Source organism: Gemmobacter serpentinus (assembly GCF_008973825.1).
GTDB lineage: Bacteria > Pseudomonadota > Alphaproteobacteria > Rhodobacterales > Rhodobacteraceae > Gemmobacter > Gemmobacter serpentinus.
The window spans coordinates 15334-30498 of the sequence record NZ_WCHR01000037.1 but is presented as its reverse complement, the minus strand read 5'-3'; the positions used below and the strand labels follow the sequence as shown (position 1 = coordinate 30498).

19 protein-coding genes are annotated in these 15165 nt (G+C 63.9%); 11 read left to right on the top strand and 8 right to left on the bottom strand.

Annotation, left to right across the window (positions count from 1 at the left end):
• Positions 1-151 precede the first annotated feature (151 nt).
• The 3 genes from hisD (at position 152) to GBJ34_RS17660 (ending at position 2467) form a co-directional block, all read left to right on the top strand.
• Positions 152-1456: a histidinol dehydrogenase gene (gene hisD, locus GBJ34_RS17670; RefSeq protein ID WP_151720523.1), complete on the top strand. Its 1305-nt coding sequence runs from the start codon at positions 152-154 to the stop codon at positions 1454-1456.
• A gap of 61 nt (positions 1457-1517) precedes the next feature.
• Positions 1518-1997 carry a UPF0262 family protein gene (locus GBJ34_RS17665; protein WP_151720522.1) on the top strand — a complete coding sequence of 160 codons (480 nt, stop codon included), beginning with the start codon at positions 1518-1520 and terminating at the stop codon, positions 1995-1997.
• A gap of 62 nt (positions 1998-2059) precedes the next feature.
• Positions 2060-2467 (top strand): arsenate-mycothiol transferase ArsC, encoded by a 408-nt coding sequence (locus GBJ34_RS17660; RefSeq protein ID WP_264177073.1) that lies wholly within the window; start codon positions 2060-2062, stop codon positions 2465-2467.
• A 24-nt stretch (positions 2468-2491) separates the two neighbouring features.
• Here GBJ34_RS17660 and GBJ34_RS17655 read toward each other — a convergent pair whose 3' ends face one another.
• Positions 2492-2884, bottom strand: coding sequence for a winged helix-turn-helix transcriptional regulator (locus GBJ34_RS17655; RefSeq protein ID WP_151720520.1), 393 nt, complete (start codon positions 2882-2884; stop codon positions 2492-2494).
• A 114-nt stretch (positions 2885-2998) separates the two neighbouring features.
• Here GBJ34_RS17655 and GBJ34_RS17650 point away from each other — a divergent pair, with 114 nt between their 5' ends.
• The 3 genes from GBJ34_RS17650 to GBJ34_RS17640 all read left to right on the top strand — a co-directional run bounded on the left by GBJ34_RS17650 (position 2999) and on the right by GBJ34_RS17640 (position 4902).
• Complete coding sequence (locus tag GBJ34_RS17650) at positions 2999-3829, top strand: SDR family oxidoreductase (RefSeq protein ID WP_151720519.1); 831 nt, start codon at positions 2999-3001, stop codon at positions 3827-3829.
• Between the two features lie 93 nt (positions 3830-3922).
• A complete protein-coding gene (locus tag GBJ34_RS17645) occupies positions 3923-4321 on the top strand; it encodes a ketosteroid isomerase-related protein (RefSeq protein WP_151720518.1) in 399 nt (132 codons plus the stop codon).
• On the top strand, positions 4318-4902 hold the full coding sequence (locus tag GBJ34_RS17640) for a GNAT family N-acetyltransferase (RefSeq protein ID WP_151720517.1): 585 nt from the start codon (positions 4318-4320) through the stop codon (positions 4900-4902). Before GBJ34_RS17645 ends, GBJ34_RS17640 begins: the two co-directional genes overlap by 4 nt.
• 28 nt (positions 4903-4930) lie before the next feature.
• On the opposite strand, the gene GBJ34_RS17635 is transcribed toward GBJ34_RS17640, so the two are convergent.
• The 4 genes from GBJ34_RS17635 to GBJ34_RS17620 form a co-directional block, all read right to left on the bottom strand.
• Complete coding sequence (locus GBJ34_RS17635) at positions 4931-6097, bottom strand: TIGR03862 family flavoprotein (protein WP_151720516.1); 1167 nt, start codon at positions 6095-6097, stop codon at positions 4931-4933.
• Positions 6094-7410 (bottom strand): mechanosensitive ion channel family protein, encoded by a 1317-nt coding sequence (locus tag GBJ34_RS17630; protein WP_151720515.1) that lies wholly within the window; start codon positions 7408-7410, stop codon positions 6094-6096. The genes GBJ34_RS17635 and GBJ34_RS17630 overlap by 4 nt, the downstream gene beginning before the upstream one ends.
• A gap of 139 nt (positions 7411-7549) precedes the next feature.
• The gene (locus tag GBJ34_RS17625) at positions 7550-8269 is read right to left on the bottom strand and encodes a hypothetical protein (RefSeq protein ID WP_404811451.1); all 720 of its coding nucleotides are present in this window, start codon (positions 8267-8269) and stop codon (positions 7550-7552) included.
• Positions 8226-8507 carry a hypothetical protein gene (locus GBJ34_RS17620; RefSeq protein WP_151720514.1) on the bottom strand — a complete coding sequence of 94 codons (282 nt, stop codon included), beginning with the start codon at positions 8505-8507 and terminating at the stop codon, positions 8226-8228. Before GBJ34_RS17620 ends, GBJ34_RS17625 begins: the two co-directional genes overlap by 44 nt.
• A gap of 192 nt (positions 8508-8699) precedes the next feature.
• Between GBJ34_RS17620 and GBJ34_RS17615 the strand changes: the two genes are divergently transcribed.
• From GBJ34_RS17615 to GBJ34_RS17605, 3 genes are all read left to right on the top strand, one after another.
• Positions 8700-8882, top strand: a complete 183-nt coding sequence (locus GBJ34_RS17615) for a hypothetical protein (RefSeq protein ID WP_151720513.1) — start codon at positions 8700-8702, stop codon at positions 8880-8882.
• Between the two features lie 243 nt (positions 8883-9125).
• Positions 9126-9791 (top strand): ribonuclease HII, encoded by a 666-nt coding sequence (locus tag GBJ34_RS17610; RefSeq protein WP_151720512.1) that lies wholly within the window; start codon positions 9126-9128, stop codon positions 9789-9791.
• A gap of 87 nt (positions 9792-9878) precedes the next feature.
• Positions 9879-11018, top strand: coding sequence for a site-specific DNA-methyltransferase (locus tag GBJ34_RS17605; protein WP_151720511.1), 1140 nt, complete (start codon positions 9879-9881; stop codon positions 11016-11018).
• Positions 11019-11213: 195 nt separating this feature from the next.
• On the opposite strand, the gene GBJ34_RS17600 is transcribed toward GBJ34_RS17605, so the two are convergent.
• The 3 genes from GBJ34_RS17600 to GBJ34_RS17590 all read right to left on the bottom strand — a co-directional run bounded on the left by GBJ34_RS17600 (position 11214) and on the right by GBJ34_RS17590 (position 13987).
• Positions 11214-12302: an alkane 1-monooxygenase gene (locus tag GBJ34_RS17600; RefSeq protein ID WP_151720510.1), complete on the bottom strand. Its 1089-nt coding sequence runs from the start codon at positions 12300-12302 to the stop codon at positions 11214-11216.
• A gap of 138 nt (positions 12303-12440) precedes the next feature.
• Complete coding sequence (locus GBJ34_RS17595; RefSeq protein WP_151720555.1) at positions 12441-13439, bottom strand: A/G-specific adenine glycosylase; 999 nt, start codon at positions 13437-13439, stop codon at positions 12441-12443.
• A gap of 110 nt (positions 13440-13549) precedes the next feature.
• A complete protein-coding gene (locus GBJ34_RS17590; protein ID WP_151720509.1) occupies positions 13550-13987 on the bottom strand; it encodes an RbsD/FucU family protein in 438 nt (145 codons plus the stop codon).
• An 86-nt stretch (positions 13988-14073) separates the two neighbouring features.
• On the opposite strand from GBJ34_RS17590, the gene GBJ34_RS17585 reads away from it, so the two are divergent.
• A complete protein-coding gene (locus GBJ34_RS17585) occupies positions 14074-14688 on the top strand; it encodes a hypothetical protein (RefSeq protein ID WP_151720508.1) in 615 nt (204 codons plus the stop codon).
• Between the two features lies 1 nt (position 14689).
• A complete protein-coding gene (ybgC, locus tag GBJ34_RS17580) occupies positions 14690-15091 on the top strand; it encodes a tol-pal system-associated acyl-CoA thioesterase (RefSeq protein ID WP_151720507.1) in 402 nt (133 codons plus the stop codon).
• The last annotated feature ends 74 nt before the right edge of the window (positions 15092-15165 follow it).

Below are 15165 nucleotides of genomic sequence, written 5' to 3'. Positions count from 1 at the left end.
TCGCCCCCTTTGCCCCTTTTCTGTCCTCATACATCCCGGGGCGGACCGAAACGGATGGGGGCAGCGCCCCCATGCGCGCCATCTGCCGCGCTTGAGGCGCCAGCCTATCTTGGCTATGTGAGCCGAAGCACTTTGCCGGAAGGACGCGCCGATGCCGCATTTCCTCAACACCTGTGATGCCGGGTTCGAGACCGCCTTCACCGCCCTTCTGGGCATGAAGCGCGAGGACAGCCCCGATGTGGATGCGGCGGTGGCGGCGATCATCGCCGATGTCCGGGCGCGCGGCGATGCGGCGGTGATCGAACTGACCGCGAAATTCGACAAGCTGGATCTGACGCCCGCAACGCTGGCTTTCAGCCCCGAGGAGATTGCGACCGAGATCGCCAAGGTGACGGCCGAGGATCGCGCGGCGCTGGAACTCGCCGCCGACCGGATCCGGGCCTATCACAGCCGCCAGATGCCCGAGGATGCCCGTTGGGAAGACGCCCATGGCGCAAGCCTTGGTTGGCGCTGGACCCCGGTTTCGGCTGCCGGGCTTTATGTGCCGGGGGGGCTTGCCTCATATCCGTCATCGGTCCTGATGAACGCGATCCCGGCCAAGGTGGCGGGGGTGGAGCAACTGGTGATCGCCTGCCCGACACCGGGGGGCGTGGTCAATCCTCTGGTCCTGCTGGCCGCGCAACTGGCAGGCGTTGACAAGGTTTACCGCATCGGCGGCGCGCAGGCCGTGGCGGCTTTGGCTTACGGCACCCAGACGATCCAGCCGGTCGACAAGATCACCGGCCCCGGCAATGCCTTTGTGGCCGCCGCCAAGCGCCGCGTCTTCGGCAAGGTCGGCATCGACATGATCGCAGGCCCGTCCGAGATTCTGGTGATTGCCGATGGCGACAATGATCCCGACTGGATCGCGCTTGATCTGCTGAGCCAGGCGGAGCATGACGAATCCGCCCAAGCGATTCTGGTGACGCCGGATGCGGCCTTTGCCCGCGCGGTGACCGAGGCCGTCGAAAAACGGCTGGAAACGCTGGAGCGCCGCGCGATCGCGGGCGCCAGCTGGCGCGATTTCGGAGCGGTGATCGTGACCCGCGATCTGGCCGAGGCGGCGGCATTGTCGAATCGCGTGGCACCCGAACATCTGGAACTCTGCGTGGCCGATCCCGAGGCCCTGAGCACGCAGATCACCCATGCCGGCGCGATCTTCCTTGGGGCCTGGACGCCCGAAGCCATCGGCGATTACGTCGGTGGCCCGAACCACGTCCTGCCCACCGCACGGTCGGCGCGCTTCTCCTCCGGTCTGTCGGTGATGGATTTCGTGAAACGCACCACGCTGGCCCGCATGACACCTGCGGCCATTGCCGCCATCGGCCCGGCGGCTGAGCGTCTGGCGCAATCGGAAAGCCTTGAGGCGCACGGTCTTTCGGTGCGCGCAAGGCTGGAGCGGCTGAACCGCAGCTAAGGCTTGATCCGGCAGACCGGCTCGGGCATCACTTTCGGACGTCTAGATCGGAACCGCCTCCATGACCAATCGCATCTGCCATATCGAGATTGACGAGCGGGGGCTGACCCGCCCGACTGCCCAGATCGAGCAGGAGCGCCGCGTCGCGATCTTTGATCTGCTGGAGGAAAACAATTTCGGCCTGCCGGTCCGGGACGGGCGCGAGGTGCCGCCCGGCCCCTACCGCCTGGGGCTTGCGATCCGTGAGGGGCGGCTGGTCTTCTCCATCGCGGTGGAAGACAGCAGCCCGGTCGGCGAATTCCACCTGAGCCTCGGCCCGTTCCGGCAGGTGGTGAAGGATTATTTTCAGATCTGCGAAAGCTATTTCGAGGCGGTGAAACGCTTGCCGCCCAGCCAGATCGAGGCGATCGACATGGCGCGGCGCGGCATCCACAATGAGGGCGCAAGGGTCTTGCAAGAGCGGCTGGAGGGCAAGGCGGATGTCGATACCGCCACCGCCCGTCGCCTGTTCACCCTGATCTGCGTCCTGCATTGGGGGTGATCTTGGCCGAATTTCCCTCATCCATCCTGTTCTGCTGCGACCATAATGCTGTCCGGTCGCCCATGGCAGAAGGGCTGATGAAGAAGCTTTACGGTCAACGCGCCTATGTGCAATCCGCCGGGGTGCATAACGATATGGAGATCGATGGCTTTTCGGTCTCGGTCTGCAAGGAGCTGGGGATCGAGTTGGATCGCCACCGCTCGCGGTCGTTTGAGGAAATGCAGGAATGGGGCGATGATCTGGGCCAATTCGACCTGATTATCGCGCTGTCGCCCGCCAGCCAGCGTCAGGCGCTGGAACTGACGAGGTTCTTCCATATGGATGTCGAATACTGGCCGATTCTCGACCCCACGGGCCTTGGCGAGACACGAGAGGCCAAACTTTCAGCCTATAGACAGGCGCGCGACATGATCCGCGAGCGGATGATCGCGCGTTTCGGTGCCCCGACCGAGCCGGGCGCGCAGGCCTGAACCCGGCTTAAATCGGGAACCCGCTCAGGCAGGTTCAGGCACGCCTTTCGCGGCCTGGATCCGGGGCAGGGCAGTCTCGATCCAATGGGTCAGTGCGGCGATATGGGCCCCTGCCTCTTGCCCCAACTTGGTCAGGCTATATTCCACATGCGGCGGCACCACCTCATGCGCGATGCGCAAGACAAATCCATCCGTTTCAAGCTGTTGCAGGGTCTGCGCCAGCATCCTTTCGCTGACCCCGCCAATGCAGCGGCGCAGTTCGGAAAACCGATGCGTGCCGCCTAACAATACCAGCATCACCAGCGTGCCCCAGCGACTGGTCAGATGCGACAGCACCTGCCGCGAGGGACATTCGGCAGCCAGCACATTGGCGGGCAGTTGTGACAGCAGGCTCTGTGCGTGATCGGGCATGGTCATGTGCATCTCTACGGTATACTTACAAAAATGTAGGCACTTCCTTATCGTAAGTAAAGGGTGCAGGTTCTGCCCATCGCATTCCTGTCGATGCATGACAGACCAAAGGAGCACACCATGACCATCGCCGTTACCGGAGCCACCGGCCAATTGGGCCGCCTTGCCATTGCCGCTTTGCAAGCCCGCGGCGCGGCACCGATTGCCTTGGCGCGCGACCCATCCAAACTTGCAGGCGTTACCGCCCGTGCCTTCGATTACAATGCGCCGGACCTTACCGCCCTTGCGGGGGTTGAGGTGCTGGTGCTGATTTCCTCGAATGATCTTGACGGTGACCGGGCCGGCCAGCATCTCAGGGTGATTGAGGCGGCGAAAGCTGCCGGGGTCCAGCGGGTCGTCTATACGTCCTTGCTTCATGCCGATGCCTCGACCATGACGCTGGTGCAGGCCCATAAGCCGACGGAAGCGGCCCTTGCTGCCTCTGGCCTGGCTGTCACGATCCTGCGCAATGGCTGGTATACCGAGAATTACACGGCGGCCCTGGGGGCGGCGCTTGAGCATGGCGCGATCCTGGGTTCGGCCGGGCAGGGGCAGCTGTCTACCGCCGCGCGTGCCGACTATGCCGAGGCGATTGCGGTGACGGCGCTGGATGCGGCCCATGCTGGAAAGACCTATGAACTGGCGGGGGATACCTCTTACACCCTGACCGATCTTGCGGCGGAACTGTCCCGCCAATCGGGCCGCACCGTGACCTATGTCAACTTGCCGGAAGCTGAATATGCCGCGGCCCTGCTGGGCTTTGGCCTGCCGCCGACCCTGGCTCATGCCCTGGCCGACAGCGACCGCCATGCAGCGGCGGGCGCGCTGTTCGATGACAGCCAAAGCCTGTCGCGTCTGATCGGCCGCCCGACCACGCCAATGGCCGAAACCGTGCGCGCGGCGCTGGCATAAGGTCGCAAACGCGCCGCTTTTTGTCCTGCAAGGGCATTGGCGGCGCGCCCCTTTCCCGTAGGATGGCTGCATTCCCATCCGCCGGAGAGACCCATGACCCGCGCCACGCTCGAGACCTATTACAAAGCCTTCAACGCCGGCGATGCCAGTGGAATGCTGGCCTGCCTGACCGATGATGTCGAACATCGGGTGAATGAGGGCGGCATCCGGCGCGGCAAGGAGCTGTTCACCGAATTCTGCTCGCATATGGGAGTCAGCTACCGCGAAACCCTGAAGGATATGGTCATTTTCGTGAACGAGGATGCGACGCGGGGGGCGGCCGAATTTGTCGTTCATGGCGAGTATCTGCAAACCGATCCAGGCCTGCCCGAAGCAAAGGGACAAAAATATGTCCTGCCCGCTGGGGCATTCTTCGATCTGAAAGATGGCAAGATCGCCCGCGTGACCACCTTCTACAACTTGCAGGACTGGATCGCGCAGGTCTCTGCATGATTGAAACAAGGGTCCTGACCGGCGCGGCGCTGGATGCCGCGCTGGATGATGTGGCGGAGCTGCGCATCGCGGTCTTTCGCGACTGGCCCTATCTCTATGACGGCACGCTGGATTACGAGCGGGACTATCTGCAAACCTATCGCGACAGTCCCGGTGCAATTCTGGTCGGTGCCTTTGACGGCACGCGGCTGGTTGGCGCGGCCACCGGCACCCCGATGGAGGATCATGCGGAGGAATTCGCCGCCTCCTTTGCCGGGGTCGATGTTCCGCTGGACTGCATCTTCTACTGCGCCGAATCGGTCTTGCTGCCAGAGTTTCGCGGCCAAGGTATCGGCCACCGCTTCTTTGATGCGCGCGAGGCACATGCCCGGGATCTGGGCCGCAGCCATGCCGCCTTCTGCAGTGTGATGCGGCCTGACAGCCATCCGCGTCATCCGCAGCACTATCGCAGCAATGATGCCTTCTGGACCAAGCGCGGCTATCGCCCGCTGCCCGGGGTCATGGCCGAGTTTTCATGGCGTGACATTGGTGATGCGGCGGAGACGAAAAAGCCGCTGCAATTCTGGATGCGCGCGCTTTAGCCGGGCTGCGATCTGGTCAGCGCACGCTTTATTGCCGCAGCGCCCGCCGGGCTGCGGCACGGCCTGCATGAAGGCCGGTGGCCCAGCTTGCGGTCAGCAGATAGCCGCCTGTCGGCGCCTCCCAATCCAGCATTTCGCCTGCGGCAAAGATGCCGGGCAAGGCGCGCAGTTCCAGATCATCGGTCAGGCTGTCCCGCGCGATGCCGCCCGCGGAAGAAATCGCCTCGTCCAGCGGGCGGGGGCCTTGATGGGGCACGGGCAGATGCTTCAGCAGCGGCACCAGATCACCGGGCAGGGGGCGCGCCAGTTCCTGCACCAAGGCGACGGCGGCAGGGTCAAGGCCCAGCTTGCGCAGACGGTTGGTGGCAGATTCGCCCGGTTTCAGCTTTGCGATGCGGTCGCGCAGCGCGCCTTCCGACAGATCCGGAAACAGATCCAGCGCCAGGGCCGAACCCAGCCGCAGATCGCGGCTGATTGTGTAGATCCCACCGCCCTCCAGCCCGCGTTCGGAAATCACGAACTCGCCGCGCACGCGCCGGGTGCCCGCAATCAGGCAGGCCCCTTTTACCGGCTGGCCGAACTGGCGCTGCATATGCGGCGACCAGTTCATACAGAAACCCATGTTTGCCGGGGCGAAATCGGTGGTCTCGACGCCCTTTTCCCGCAGCCAGGGCAGCCAGGCCGCATCGGAGCCCAGCCGCGACCAGCTTGCGCCGCCAAGTGCCAGCACGGTCACATCGGGTTGCAGGGCTTGCAGGCCTTCGGGCGTATCGAAGCGCAGCGCCGCGCCGTCAAACCCGGTCCAGCGCCAGCGAAGGTTCAACGCCACCCCCTTGCCCGCCAGCCGCGCCAGCCAAGCTCGCAGCAGAGGAGAGCCCTTCATCGCGACCGGAAACACCCGGTTTGAGGATCCGGTGAATACTGGCTGGCCAAGCGATTCGCAAAAGGCCTGAACCTCTGCCGGGCCAAAGCCCGCCAGAATCGGCTCCAGCCAGTCTGTATCGAAATGGCGGATGAAATCGGCGGGGGCCTCGGCCTTCGTCACATTCAGCCCGGACTTTCCGGCCATCAGCAGTTTGCGCGCGGGTGAGGGTTTGGCCTCGGCCACCGTCACCGCAAGCCCCGCATCGGCCATGGCCTCGGCCGCCATCAGCCCGGCGGGCCCGGCCCCGATGACCAGCGCCGCCCGCGTCACGCGGGCGTGCCTTGCTTCATATGGACCACATGCTGCGGGAAGGGCATCTCGATCCCGCCCTGTTTCAGCGCGGTCCAGATGGCCAGCAACACCGGATGGCCAAAGTTGTTCTTGCCGTCATCGATGCCGTTCACCCAGTATTTCACCCCGAAAATCAGCCCCTTGTCGCCAAAGCCGCGCAGCTCGCATTCGGCCTCGTGGTCTGGATCGGTCAGGATGAAGGACAGCTTTGCCAGTTCGGCTTCGATGAGACCCGGCACGATATGCGGATCGGTGTCATAGCTGACGGTAAATTCCTGCTCATAGCGATTGGCGCTGCCCTGATCGGAATAGTTCACCACACGGGTGGTGATGAAATGCTCATTCGGGACAACGATCCATTTGCCGTCAAAGGTTTCGAGCACGCAGGCGCGCGCCGTCATCCTGACGATGGTGCCCTTTTCGCCGCCATCCAGTTCGACATAGTCGCCGACCGTGGTCTGCCCCTCCAGCAGCAGGATGATGCCGGAGACAAAGTTGGCCGCGATCTGTTGCAGGCCAAGGCCGACGCCGACACCAAGCGCGCCACCAAGGACCGCGACGGCGGTCAGGTCGATCCCCATGATCGACATCAGCAGGAGGAAGGCCGCGCCAAAGATCCCGACCTCCGCCGCCTTCATCGCCAGTTCGCGGGTGGCCGGGCGCAGCTCATCCTGTTTCTTGATGTAATCGGCGCTTTGCCGGTTCGACCAACTGCCCAGCCAGAACAGCACCGCCGCCGCGATCCCGCCCCGGATCAGCGCCATGACCGAGAAGCGGATATTGCCAAGCGAAACGCTGGTGGCCTCCAGATGGGCATTGATGTCGTCCAGCAGGCCAAGCGCATAAAGCAGCATGGCCGGGATCAGGATGAACCGGCCAAGGAAACGCAAAAAGCGATCCGTCAGCACCTCTTGCACAAGGATGCGGGCGGCAAGGAACAGGAAGACCCGCTTGCCAAAGGCGATCACCGCACCAGAGCCGAACAGGCTGCGGGTGATTTCCTCGCCAAAGGCGGTCAGGCCAAAGGCCAGCAGCGGCAGCAAAAGCGGCAACAGGCCGCGCGCCCAGATCCGGGCTGAGGCGAGGGGGCCGCCCTTGCCCTCGGACGGCGACAGCATCTGATGCAGGATCGGACGCAGCCGCGCGGTCAGCATCCGCGCCAGAAGGAAGGCCACGACCAGCAGCGCGAACTGCGACCATGCGGCGGGCGAGACCAGCCAGCCCTTCGCGGTGTCCAGTGTCGGGCCGACCCAGTCATTCAGGATCGTGACAAGATTGGTATCGTTGGCCATCTGTCCCTCGTGCTTTTGCCCCGAGGGGTGCCAGAGCGGGGCCTGCGGTGCAAGGGTTTCGCGCGCGGTGGCCGACGCTTGCGGCACCTGCTGGGGCGTTCACGCCGCCGGGCTGGCGCCGAAAGCCACGGACAGGGCCTTAAAGCATCCGAATCGTGTCTTTCTCGACCGCCAGCACATAGCCGCGCCGCGCGATGGTTTTCACCAGCAGCTCTGACACAAGTTGATTGCCAAGCGCATCGCGCAAACGCTTCACCCGCGTCGCCCCCGCCGCCTCGTCGCAATCGGGCTCGGGGCGGCCGGATATCACCGCCTCGATCTGCGCGCCGGTCATTACGTCATCATCCATCCGCGCCTCGGCCAGAACCGACAGGGTTTCAATCGCGGCTTCGGTCAGCTTGAATTCCAGATCATTGATATAGACCGCCCGCGCCTCGCGCGAGATCATCAGCGACGACACCGTGATGCCAGAGCGTTGAATGGCCGAGATGCGGCGGTTCAGGGTGATGATGGTCAAAAGGAACACCAGACAGGCGACCAGCAGGGCCGCCGAAAACACCAGCAGCACAAAGATAACCATGCGATAGCTGGCCAGCACCTCCTGAAAGGTGGTGCCAGATTGCGCGATGATCTCCAGCAGGCGGATCTCGGTAAAGGTCTTCAGCGTGTCATTCGAGACGAACAGCTGTTCGACCCGCGCATTGAAGGCATTGGCATCCGGCAGCGCCAGAAACAGGAAGACTGCCGCTGCGGCAAGGATCAGCACCACCGCCGCGACCCCGAAGGTCACGGTGCGGTTCCCCGCGCGCAGGCTGTCAGAAACGGAGGAAGTATTCCCCGGCACTGGATTGCCTTTCATTAAGCCCCTCGGGGCCGAAAACCGAGATGACATTCAGAAGCTGCCAGCCCTGCGATGACAGGCGGCGCGACAGTTCGGCCTTGGCGGCCTTCTTGTCACAGCCCGAGACCTGCGCGACCCCATAATGCAGGCGCAGCGGATTGTCCTGCTTGGCCTTGTAATCGGCGTAGCAATTCGCCTGCGCCATCTGGGCGACCAGGCTCAGGGCAGCGGCGGCAAGGATGGTGCGGAGGCGCATGGGCGTGGTCCTGCGGGGGATGATGTCTGCCATGATGGGCGCAGGCCTCGGGTAATTCAATATCATCCGAAGGTTGGATGCCCTGTTATCGCATATCAGCCTGCGGTTATTGCGTGGCGACTGGGTCGCTCCACAGGTTTGCTGCAGGCCCTGGCAGCAAGCCGGGCCGTCAAGCAGACGGGAGCAACCGGAATGCAAGGCAGGGCAAGACAGGATGATGGTGGGCGGGCGCGCTGGCGTCTGGCGGTGGTGACGGCAAGCGGTTTTCTGGTGCTGGCGGGTTTGGCCATATCTTCGGTGCCCGCGCCGTCACAGGCAAAGGTCTGTCTGATGCAGATCACGGGCCCGCTGGCGGGCAGTTGCGCCCGCCCCTGACAGATTGAGGTTCCACAGATTGAGGTTCCCCGGGGGCAGGTGTCCCTCCTCCTCAGACCTCGGGGATTGCGTGCCGGGCGGTGGTGATGGCCCGCCCGGCCGCAGCAGTCACCCGCCCCTCCCGGTTGGGCGGCGCTTTCCCTCGGATCCCGCCCGCTTTGGTGTGGCGTTTCATTCCGACACCGCTGGCACCCGTCTGGGTGGGGCTTTTCATTCTGGCCTTGCCCCGGCAGTCTGGCGGGCATGATACGCAAAGCCGCCAGCCCCCGCCCGCCCCGTCCGATTGCCGATTTTGCCCTGGAAGAAGAGGGGCGCGCCGCAGGCCTCTGGCCGGTGGCCGGGGTGGATGAGGTCGGGCGCGGCCCGCTTTGCGGCCCGGTCACGGCGGCTGCCGTGATTCTCGACCCCGCTTGCATCCCGCCCGGCATCGGTGACAGCAAGACCCTGTCATGGGCAAAGCGCGAGGCGCTGTTCACCGAGATCATGGCCTGCGCAGAGGTCTGTGTCGCCCATGCCTCGGTCGAGGAGATTGACCGGCTGAACATCCTGAATGCCAGCCATCTTGCAATGGAACGTGCGCTCGCGGGTCTGGGGCGGGTGCCTGGCCTTGCGCTGGTCGATGGCAACCGCCTGCCCAAAGCCTTGCCCTGTCCGGGGCGGGCGGTGGTGAAGGGCGATGCCAAAAGCCTGTCCATCGCCGCAGCCTCCATCGTGGCGAAAGTGACACGGGATCGCCTCATGGTGGATTTGGCGCAACAGCATCCGGGCTATGGCTGGGATCGCAATGCCGGTTACCCCACCAAAGACCATCTCGAGGCGCTTCTAAATCTTGGGGTGACCCCTCACCATAGGCGTTCGTTCAAGCCCATCCACAATATCTTGTATCAAGATGTTTCCGTAACCTCTTGATTCAAAAAAGAATTTGACTGCGAATCGTCTCTGACTCATCTTGGGTGACAATAAATCGGCACAAAGAGGCCGAGAGCAGAGGCAGCAATGACGACACGGAAATCCCCTGCGGAGGCCCCCGGCCTTCCGCTGAACCAGATCCTTGCCGGTGACTGTATCGAGTTGATGAATGGCCTGCCCGCAGGCTCGGTGGATCTGATTTTTGCCGACCCGCCCTATAACCTGCAGTTGAAGGGCGAGTTGCATCGCCCCGACAACAGCAAGGTTGATGCGGTCGATGATCACTGGGACCAGTTCTCCAGTTTCGAGGCCTATGATCGCTTCACGCGGGAATGGCTGCGCGCGGCGCGGCGGTTGCTGAAGCCCAATGGGGCGATCTGGGTGATCGGCTCTTACCACAACATCTTCCGCGTTGGGGCGGCCATGCAGGATGCCGGCTACTGGATGTTGAATGATGTGGTCTGGCGCAAATCGAACCCGATGCCGAATTTCAAAGGCAAGCGGCTGACCAATGCGCATGAGACGCTGATCTGGGCCAGCCGGGACGAGGGCGCGAAATACACCTTCAATTACGAGGCCATGAAGGCACTGAATGAAGGCGTGCAGATGCGCAGCGACTGGGTGCTGCCGATCTGCACCGGGCATGAGCGGCTGAAGGATGAAAACGGCGACAAGGCCCATCCGACGCAAAAGCCCGAAAGCCTGCTGCACCGGATCCTGATCGCCACCACCAACGCCAATGACGTGGTGCTGGACCCGTTCTTCGGCACTGGCACCACTGGGGCTGTCGCCAAGATGCTGGGGCGCAATTTCATCGGTATCGAGCGCGAGGAAAGCTATCGCAAGGTTGCGGAAGAGCGTCTGGCGCGGATCCGCAAGTTCGACGCGACCGGGCTTGAGGTCACCGGCTCCAAACGTGCCGAGCCGCGTGTGCCCTTCGGGCAGGTGGTGGAGCGTGGCATGTTGCGCCCGGGCGAGGAGCTGTTCTCCAGCGGCAGCAAGTTCAGCGCCAAGGTGCGCGCGGATGGCACGCTGATCGGTAATGATGAAAAGGGCACCGACCTCAAGGGGTCGATCCATCAGGTCGGGGCTGCCTATGAAGGCGCGCCCTCCTGCAATGGCTGGACCTATTGGCACTTCAAGCGGGATGGCAAGATGATCCCGATTGACGCGCTGCGCCAGCAGATCCGCGCCGAGATGGAGGCTGACGAGCGTCAGCGCCACTGATCCCGAAATACGGCATTCTTACGCCTGTGCCCCGGTCCGCCGGGGGCACACCTCCCCGCCATGCTTGCATGGCGGGGCTTTTTGCATCGGGAACTTCCGGCTTTCCGCAGGGCGCAAGGGCTTTGCGCCGCGCCTCGGATTTTCGACGAAAATCCGTTGTTTCTTGATCTTACGGGCGGATCTTGAGGTGTTTGGTCAGCGCCGCGGCCATTCGGTGACATCCGGGTAATACTGCCGCCGCCAGGCCCGCACGCGCGGGTTCATCCGCCGCCGCCACAGCGGCGGGATCATCGCCAGCACCCCCATTGCCGGATATCCCATCGGCAGCATCGGGGCCTCATCCTCGGAATAGGTCTGCAAAAGCGGGAAGCGCCGGTCCGGTTTGTAATGGTGATCCGAATGGCGTTGCAGGTTGATCAGCAACCAGTTCGAGGCCGTATGCGGCGCGTTCCAGCTGTGATGAGGCCGAACGGGCTCGTATTTGCCATCGGGCAATTGGCGGCGGGTCAGCCCGTAATGTTCGATATAATTGGTCAGTTCCAGCTGCCAGATGGCGAAAAAGGCTTGCATCAGAAACAGGCCGATCCCCATCCAGCCCCCGATTGCGAAGGCCAGCACCAATGCCAGAAGTTGCAGCCCGGCATAGCGCCAGAACGGGTTGGAACGGTGCCAGACCGGCCGCCCGACCTTGCCAAGTTTCTCGGCCTCTGCCCGCCAGGCGGAGGCCGGGCATTCGAACAAGACCCGGGCAAAAAAGCGGTGGAAGCCCTCGTTATAGCGGGCGCTGACGGCGTCACGGGGGGTGCCGACATAGCGGTGGTGCACCAACAGGTGCTCGGTGCGGAAATGACTGTAAAGGACAGATGCGAGTAGTAAATCGCCCAGCCAGCGTTCAAAATTGTTGCGCTGGTGCAAAAGCTCATGCGCGTAGACAATGCCGATCGTGCCGGATGCGACGCCGATCCCGAACATCAGCGCGGTGATCTCAAGCCAGTTCAGATGGGCGCTGCGGGTGATCCACCAGATGCTGCCATAGACGATCATCGCCTGCATCGGGAACCAGATCAGCGTGATCAGACGATACCAGAACAGGTCTTCGTCATCGGTCTGCGGATCGGGATTTTCCGCGTTCTGGCCCAGCAGCAGGTCCAGCAATGTAACCAGCATCCATGCATAGGCGGGCATCAGGATCACGGTCCAGCCGCCCTGCGTTACCCCGACTACCGCAAGCGGGATCAGTCCAAGTGACAGCCAGAAGGGCAGGGCTTTGCGGATATCGTCCATGGCTCTCCTATGCGCCTCCTGCGCGGGCAATCCATTTACAGGCCGTGGCTCGCATCTGGCGTTGAGCGTGGCCCTCTTGACCCGGAAATGCGGCTCAGGGCGCTGCGGCACGGAATGAGTCTAGAGCCTTCGGCGCTGTCACTCAACTGCGCGCAATGACGCGGTTTTCGCGGCGGCGTCCCAGGCCTTGCGCATGACGGTGGGCAGGGTGTCAGCCGCAAAACGGCTGCGGGGCACGAACTGCCCGCGCGTCGGATTGCCCGCGCTTGTCGCCAGCCAGACCCGCAAGGTCAGGTGGAAATGCGTGAAGGTGTGGCGCACCAGCCCGGCCTGTTGCCAGTCGGCGGTCAGCGGCGGCGGCAGGTCGCTGCCATCCCAGCCGCTGGTCGGAAAGCCCGCCATGCCGCCCAGCAAGCCTTTGGCCGGGCGTTCCTCCAGCAGCACCGCGCCATCTGTCGGGCGCAGCGTGATCCAGATATCGCCTTCGCGCTGCGGCTTCTCGGGCTTGGTTGCCTTGCGCGGGAAGGTTGCGGCATCGCCCGCCGCATGGCCCGCGCAATGCGGGGACCATGGGCACAGCGCGCAGACAGGGTTGCGCGGAGTGCAGATGGTGGCGCCCAGATCCATGATCGCCTGCGCGTAATCGCCGGGGCGGGCGGCGGGCGTCAGGCGCGCGGCCTCCAGCGCGATCAGGGGCTTGGCGGTGGGCAGCGGCGTCTCGATCCGGCGCAGCCGGGTGATGACGCGATCGACATTGCCATCGATCACGGTCGCCGGGCGGTCAAAGGCGATGGAGGCCACCGCCGCCGCCGTATAGGGGCCGACGCCGGGCAGCGCACGCAGGCCCGCCTCGGTGTCGGGAAAGCGTCCGGCGTGATCGGTGGCCACGGCGCGGGCGCATTTCAGCAGGTTGCGGGCGCGCGCGTAATAACCAAGTCCCGCCCATTCGGCCATCACATCGGCGTCCTCTGCCGCAGCAAGATCGCCAACCTTGGGCCAGCGCGCGGTGAACCGTTCAAAATAGCTGCGCACCGCCGCGACTGTGGTTTGTTGCAGCATGACCTCTGACAGCCAGACCCGGTAGGGATCGGGCTGAACCCCGGCCGCCCGCGCATCGGGTGGCACCCGCCACGGCATGGTCCGGTGATGGCGGTCATACCATGACAGCAGCAACGCGGGCAGATCGGCTTGGTCAGACAAGGGCAGGTTCTTTCGGGCAGGCTCAAAACGGGCTGGCGCGGGACGGGTCAGAACACCACGCCCATGCGCAGGATGAAACAGCCGAAGGCGCGGTTTTCCGTGCTGCGCACGCAAGCAAAGGCGCGCGGCGCATGGGCGTAGAATGCCTGCCGCTCGATGGAGCGCAGAGCCGCACCTTCGGGTAGGGCCGGTGCCAGCACCTCGAACGCCGCGCGATGCACCGGATCGGGCTGATCGCCCGCGCCATCCCGCTGCATCCACAGCGCGCCATATTCTGTGAATCCGTCCAGCGGCATCAGGCTGGTGATCAGGCCCAAGGCCTCCACCACATTCAGCCCGGGCAGATCGACCACGCGGCCGGGGCGGGTCGGCACCGCGAAGGCGGGATAGTTGCTGTCCACCACCAGCAACTCATCGCCATGGCCCATCCGCATCAGCACATCCATCAGATCCGGCGTGACCCTGGGATCGATTCCCTTCAGCATGTTCCATCCCTCTACACAGCCAGCCCCGCAGCGGTTGAGACCGGCGGCAAATCGCGTTATCCACCGCCATCTTGCAGGAGGACGCCATGGACGCAACCACGGTTGAGGCGCTGTTCACGCGCAGCACGGGCGAATATCTCTGCGCCCGCTGGGGGCGGCCCATCGTGCCGGTGGTCTTTGGGGTCGATGACGCGACACTTGGCGTCATCAAGGGTGCGATCGAGGCGGTGGTGGCCCTTGCAGGCCACAAGATGGCCGAAACCGATCCGGAACTTGGTGCCAATCTGATGGTCTTTTTCTTCCGCTATTGGGCGGAACTGCCGGTTGTGCCCAAGCTGGACCGGCTGATCCCGGATCTGGCACCGCTTTGTGCGCGCCTGGCAGAACAGGATGCCAATCAATACCGCGCCTTCCGCTTTGACGCCGAGGGCGCGATCAAGGCGGCCTTTGTCTTCATCCGCATGGATGCGGCGCTGTCTGATATGCCCGCCGAGACGCTGGCGCTGGCGCAGGCGGCACAGATCATCCTGCTGTGGTCTGATCGGGCCTTCACGGATACCTCGCCACTGGCGAGAGCAGGCGAGACGGTGATCCTGCGCCCCGATATCGGCGCGGTGATCGCGGGGGCTTACGCGCCCAATATGCCGGTGGTGGCGCGTGATCCCAGCCATGCCCTGCGGCTGGCTGCGCGGATATCCTGATATGGGGGCCATTCACAGCCATCCCGTCCGGGTCTACTATGAAGACACCGATGCAGGCGGCATCGTCTATCATGCCAATTACCTGAAATTCACCGAACGCGCCCGGTCGGAATGGGTGCGCGAACTGGGCATCGATCAGGTCGCGTTGCGCGCCACGCGCGGCATTATCATCGTGGTGCGCCGGATCGAGGCCGATTACCTGCGACCCGCGCTTTATGACGATCTGCTGCGCGTGACATCCGAACTGAAGCTGATCGGCGGATCTCGCCTTGAGATGGAGCAACTGGTGCTGCGCGGGGAGGAACTGCTGTTTCGCGCACAGGTGACGCTGGTCTGCATCGGCCCGAATGGCCGGGCGCTGCGTCTGCCGGACGAGCTTCGTGCCGTGATGCTTCCCGGTTGAGCCCGCCCTGGGCCGCGCTGTTGCGCAATTGTGGCGCTTGCATGGGCGGATTGCGGCCTTCTGACGAGGATGTG

Bases quoted from the DNA above. Each gene is read 5' to 3' on its own strand.
- GBJ34_RS17600 (WP_151720510.1), bottom strand. From the start codon at position 12,302: ATGGACGATATCCGCAAAGCCCTGCCCTTCTGGCTGTCACTTGGACTG.
- GBJ34_RS17595 (WP_151720555.1), bottom strand. From the start codon at position 13,439: ATGCCGTGGCGGGTGCCACCCGATGCGCGGGCGGCCGGGGTTCAGCCC.
- GBJ34_RS17625 (WP_404811451.1), bottom strand. From the start codon at position 8,269: ATGAAAGGCAATCCAGTGCCGGGGAATACTTCCTCCGTTTCTGACAGC.
- GBJ34_RS17620 (WP_151720514.1), bottom strand. From the start codon at position 8,507: ATGCGCCTCCGCACCATCCTTGCCGCCGCTGCCCTGAGCCTGGTCGCC.
- GBJ34_RS17610 (WP_151720512.1), top strand. From the start codon at position 9,126: ATGATACGCAAAGCCGCCAGCCCCCGCCCGCCCCGTCCGATTGCCGAT.
- ybgC (WP_151720507.1), top strand. From the start codon at position 14,690: ATGGGGGCCATTCACAGCCATCCCGTCCGGGTCTACTATGAAGACACC.
- GBJ34_RS17650 (WP_151720519.1), top strand. From the start codon at position 2,999: ATGACCATCGCCGTTACCGGAGCCACCGGCCAATTGGGCCGCCTTGCC.
- GBJ34_RS17585 (WP_151720508.1), top strand. From the start codon at position 14,074: ATGGACGCAACCACGGTTGAGGCGCTGTTCACGCGCAGCACGGGCGAA.
- GBJ34_RS17665 (WP_151720522.1), top strand. From the start codon at position 1,518: ATGACCAATCGCATCTGCCATATCGAGATTGACGAGCGGGGGCTGACC.
- GBJ34_RS17630 (WP_151720515.1), bottom strand. From the start codon at position 7,410: ATGGCCAACGATACCAATCTTGTCACGATCCTGAATGACTGGGTCGGC.
- hisD (WP_151720523.1), top strand. From the start codon at position 152: ATGCCGCATTTCCTCAACACCTGTGATGCCGGGTTCGAGACCGCCTTC.
- GBJ34_RS17645 (WP_151720518.1), top strand. From the start codon at position 3,923: ATGACCCGCGCCACGCTCGAGACCTATTACAAAGCCTTCAACGCCGGC.
- GBJ34_RS17605 (WP_151720511.1), top strand. From the start codon at position 9,879: ATGACGACACGGAAATCCCCTGCGGAGGCCCCCGGCCTTCCGCTGAAC.
- GBJ34_RS17640 (WP_151720517.1), top strand. From the start codon at position 4,318: ATGATTGAAACAAGGGTCCTGACCGGCGCGGCGCTGGATGCCGCGCTG.
- GBJ34_RS17655 (WP_151720520.1), bottom strand. From the start codon at position 2,884: ATGACCATGCCCGATCACGCACAGAGCCTGCTGTCACAACTGCCCGCC.
- GBJ34_RS17590 (WP_151720509.1), bottom strand. From the start codon at position 13,987: ATGCTGAAGGGAATCGATCCCAGGGTCACGCCGGATCTGATGGATGTG.
- GBJ34_RS17615 (WP_151720513.1), top strand. From the start codon at position 8,700: ATGCAAGGCAGGGCAAGACAGGATGATGGTGGGCGGGCGCGCTGGCGT.
- GBJ34_RS17660 (WP_264177073.1), top strand. From the start codon at position 2,060: ATGGCAGAAGGGCTGATGAAGAAGCTTTACGGTCAACGCGCCTATGTG.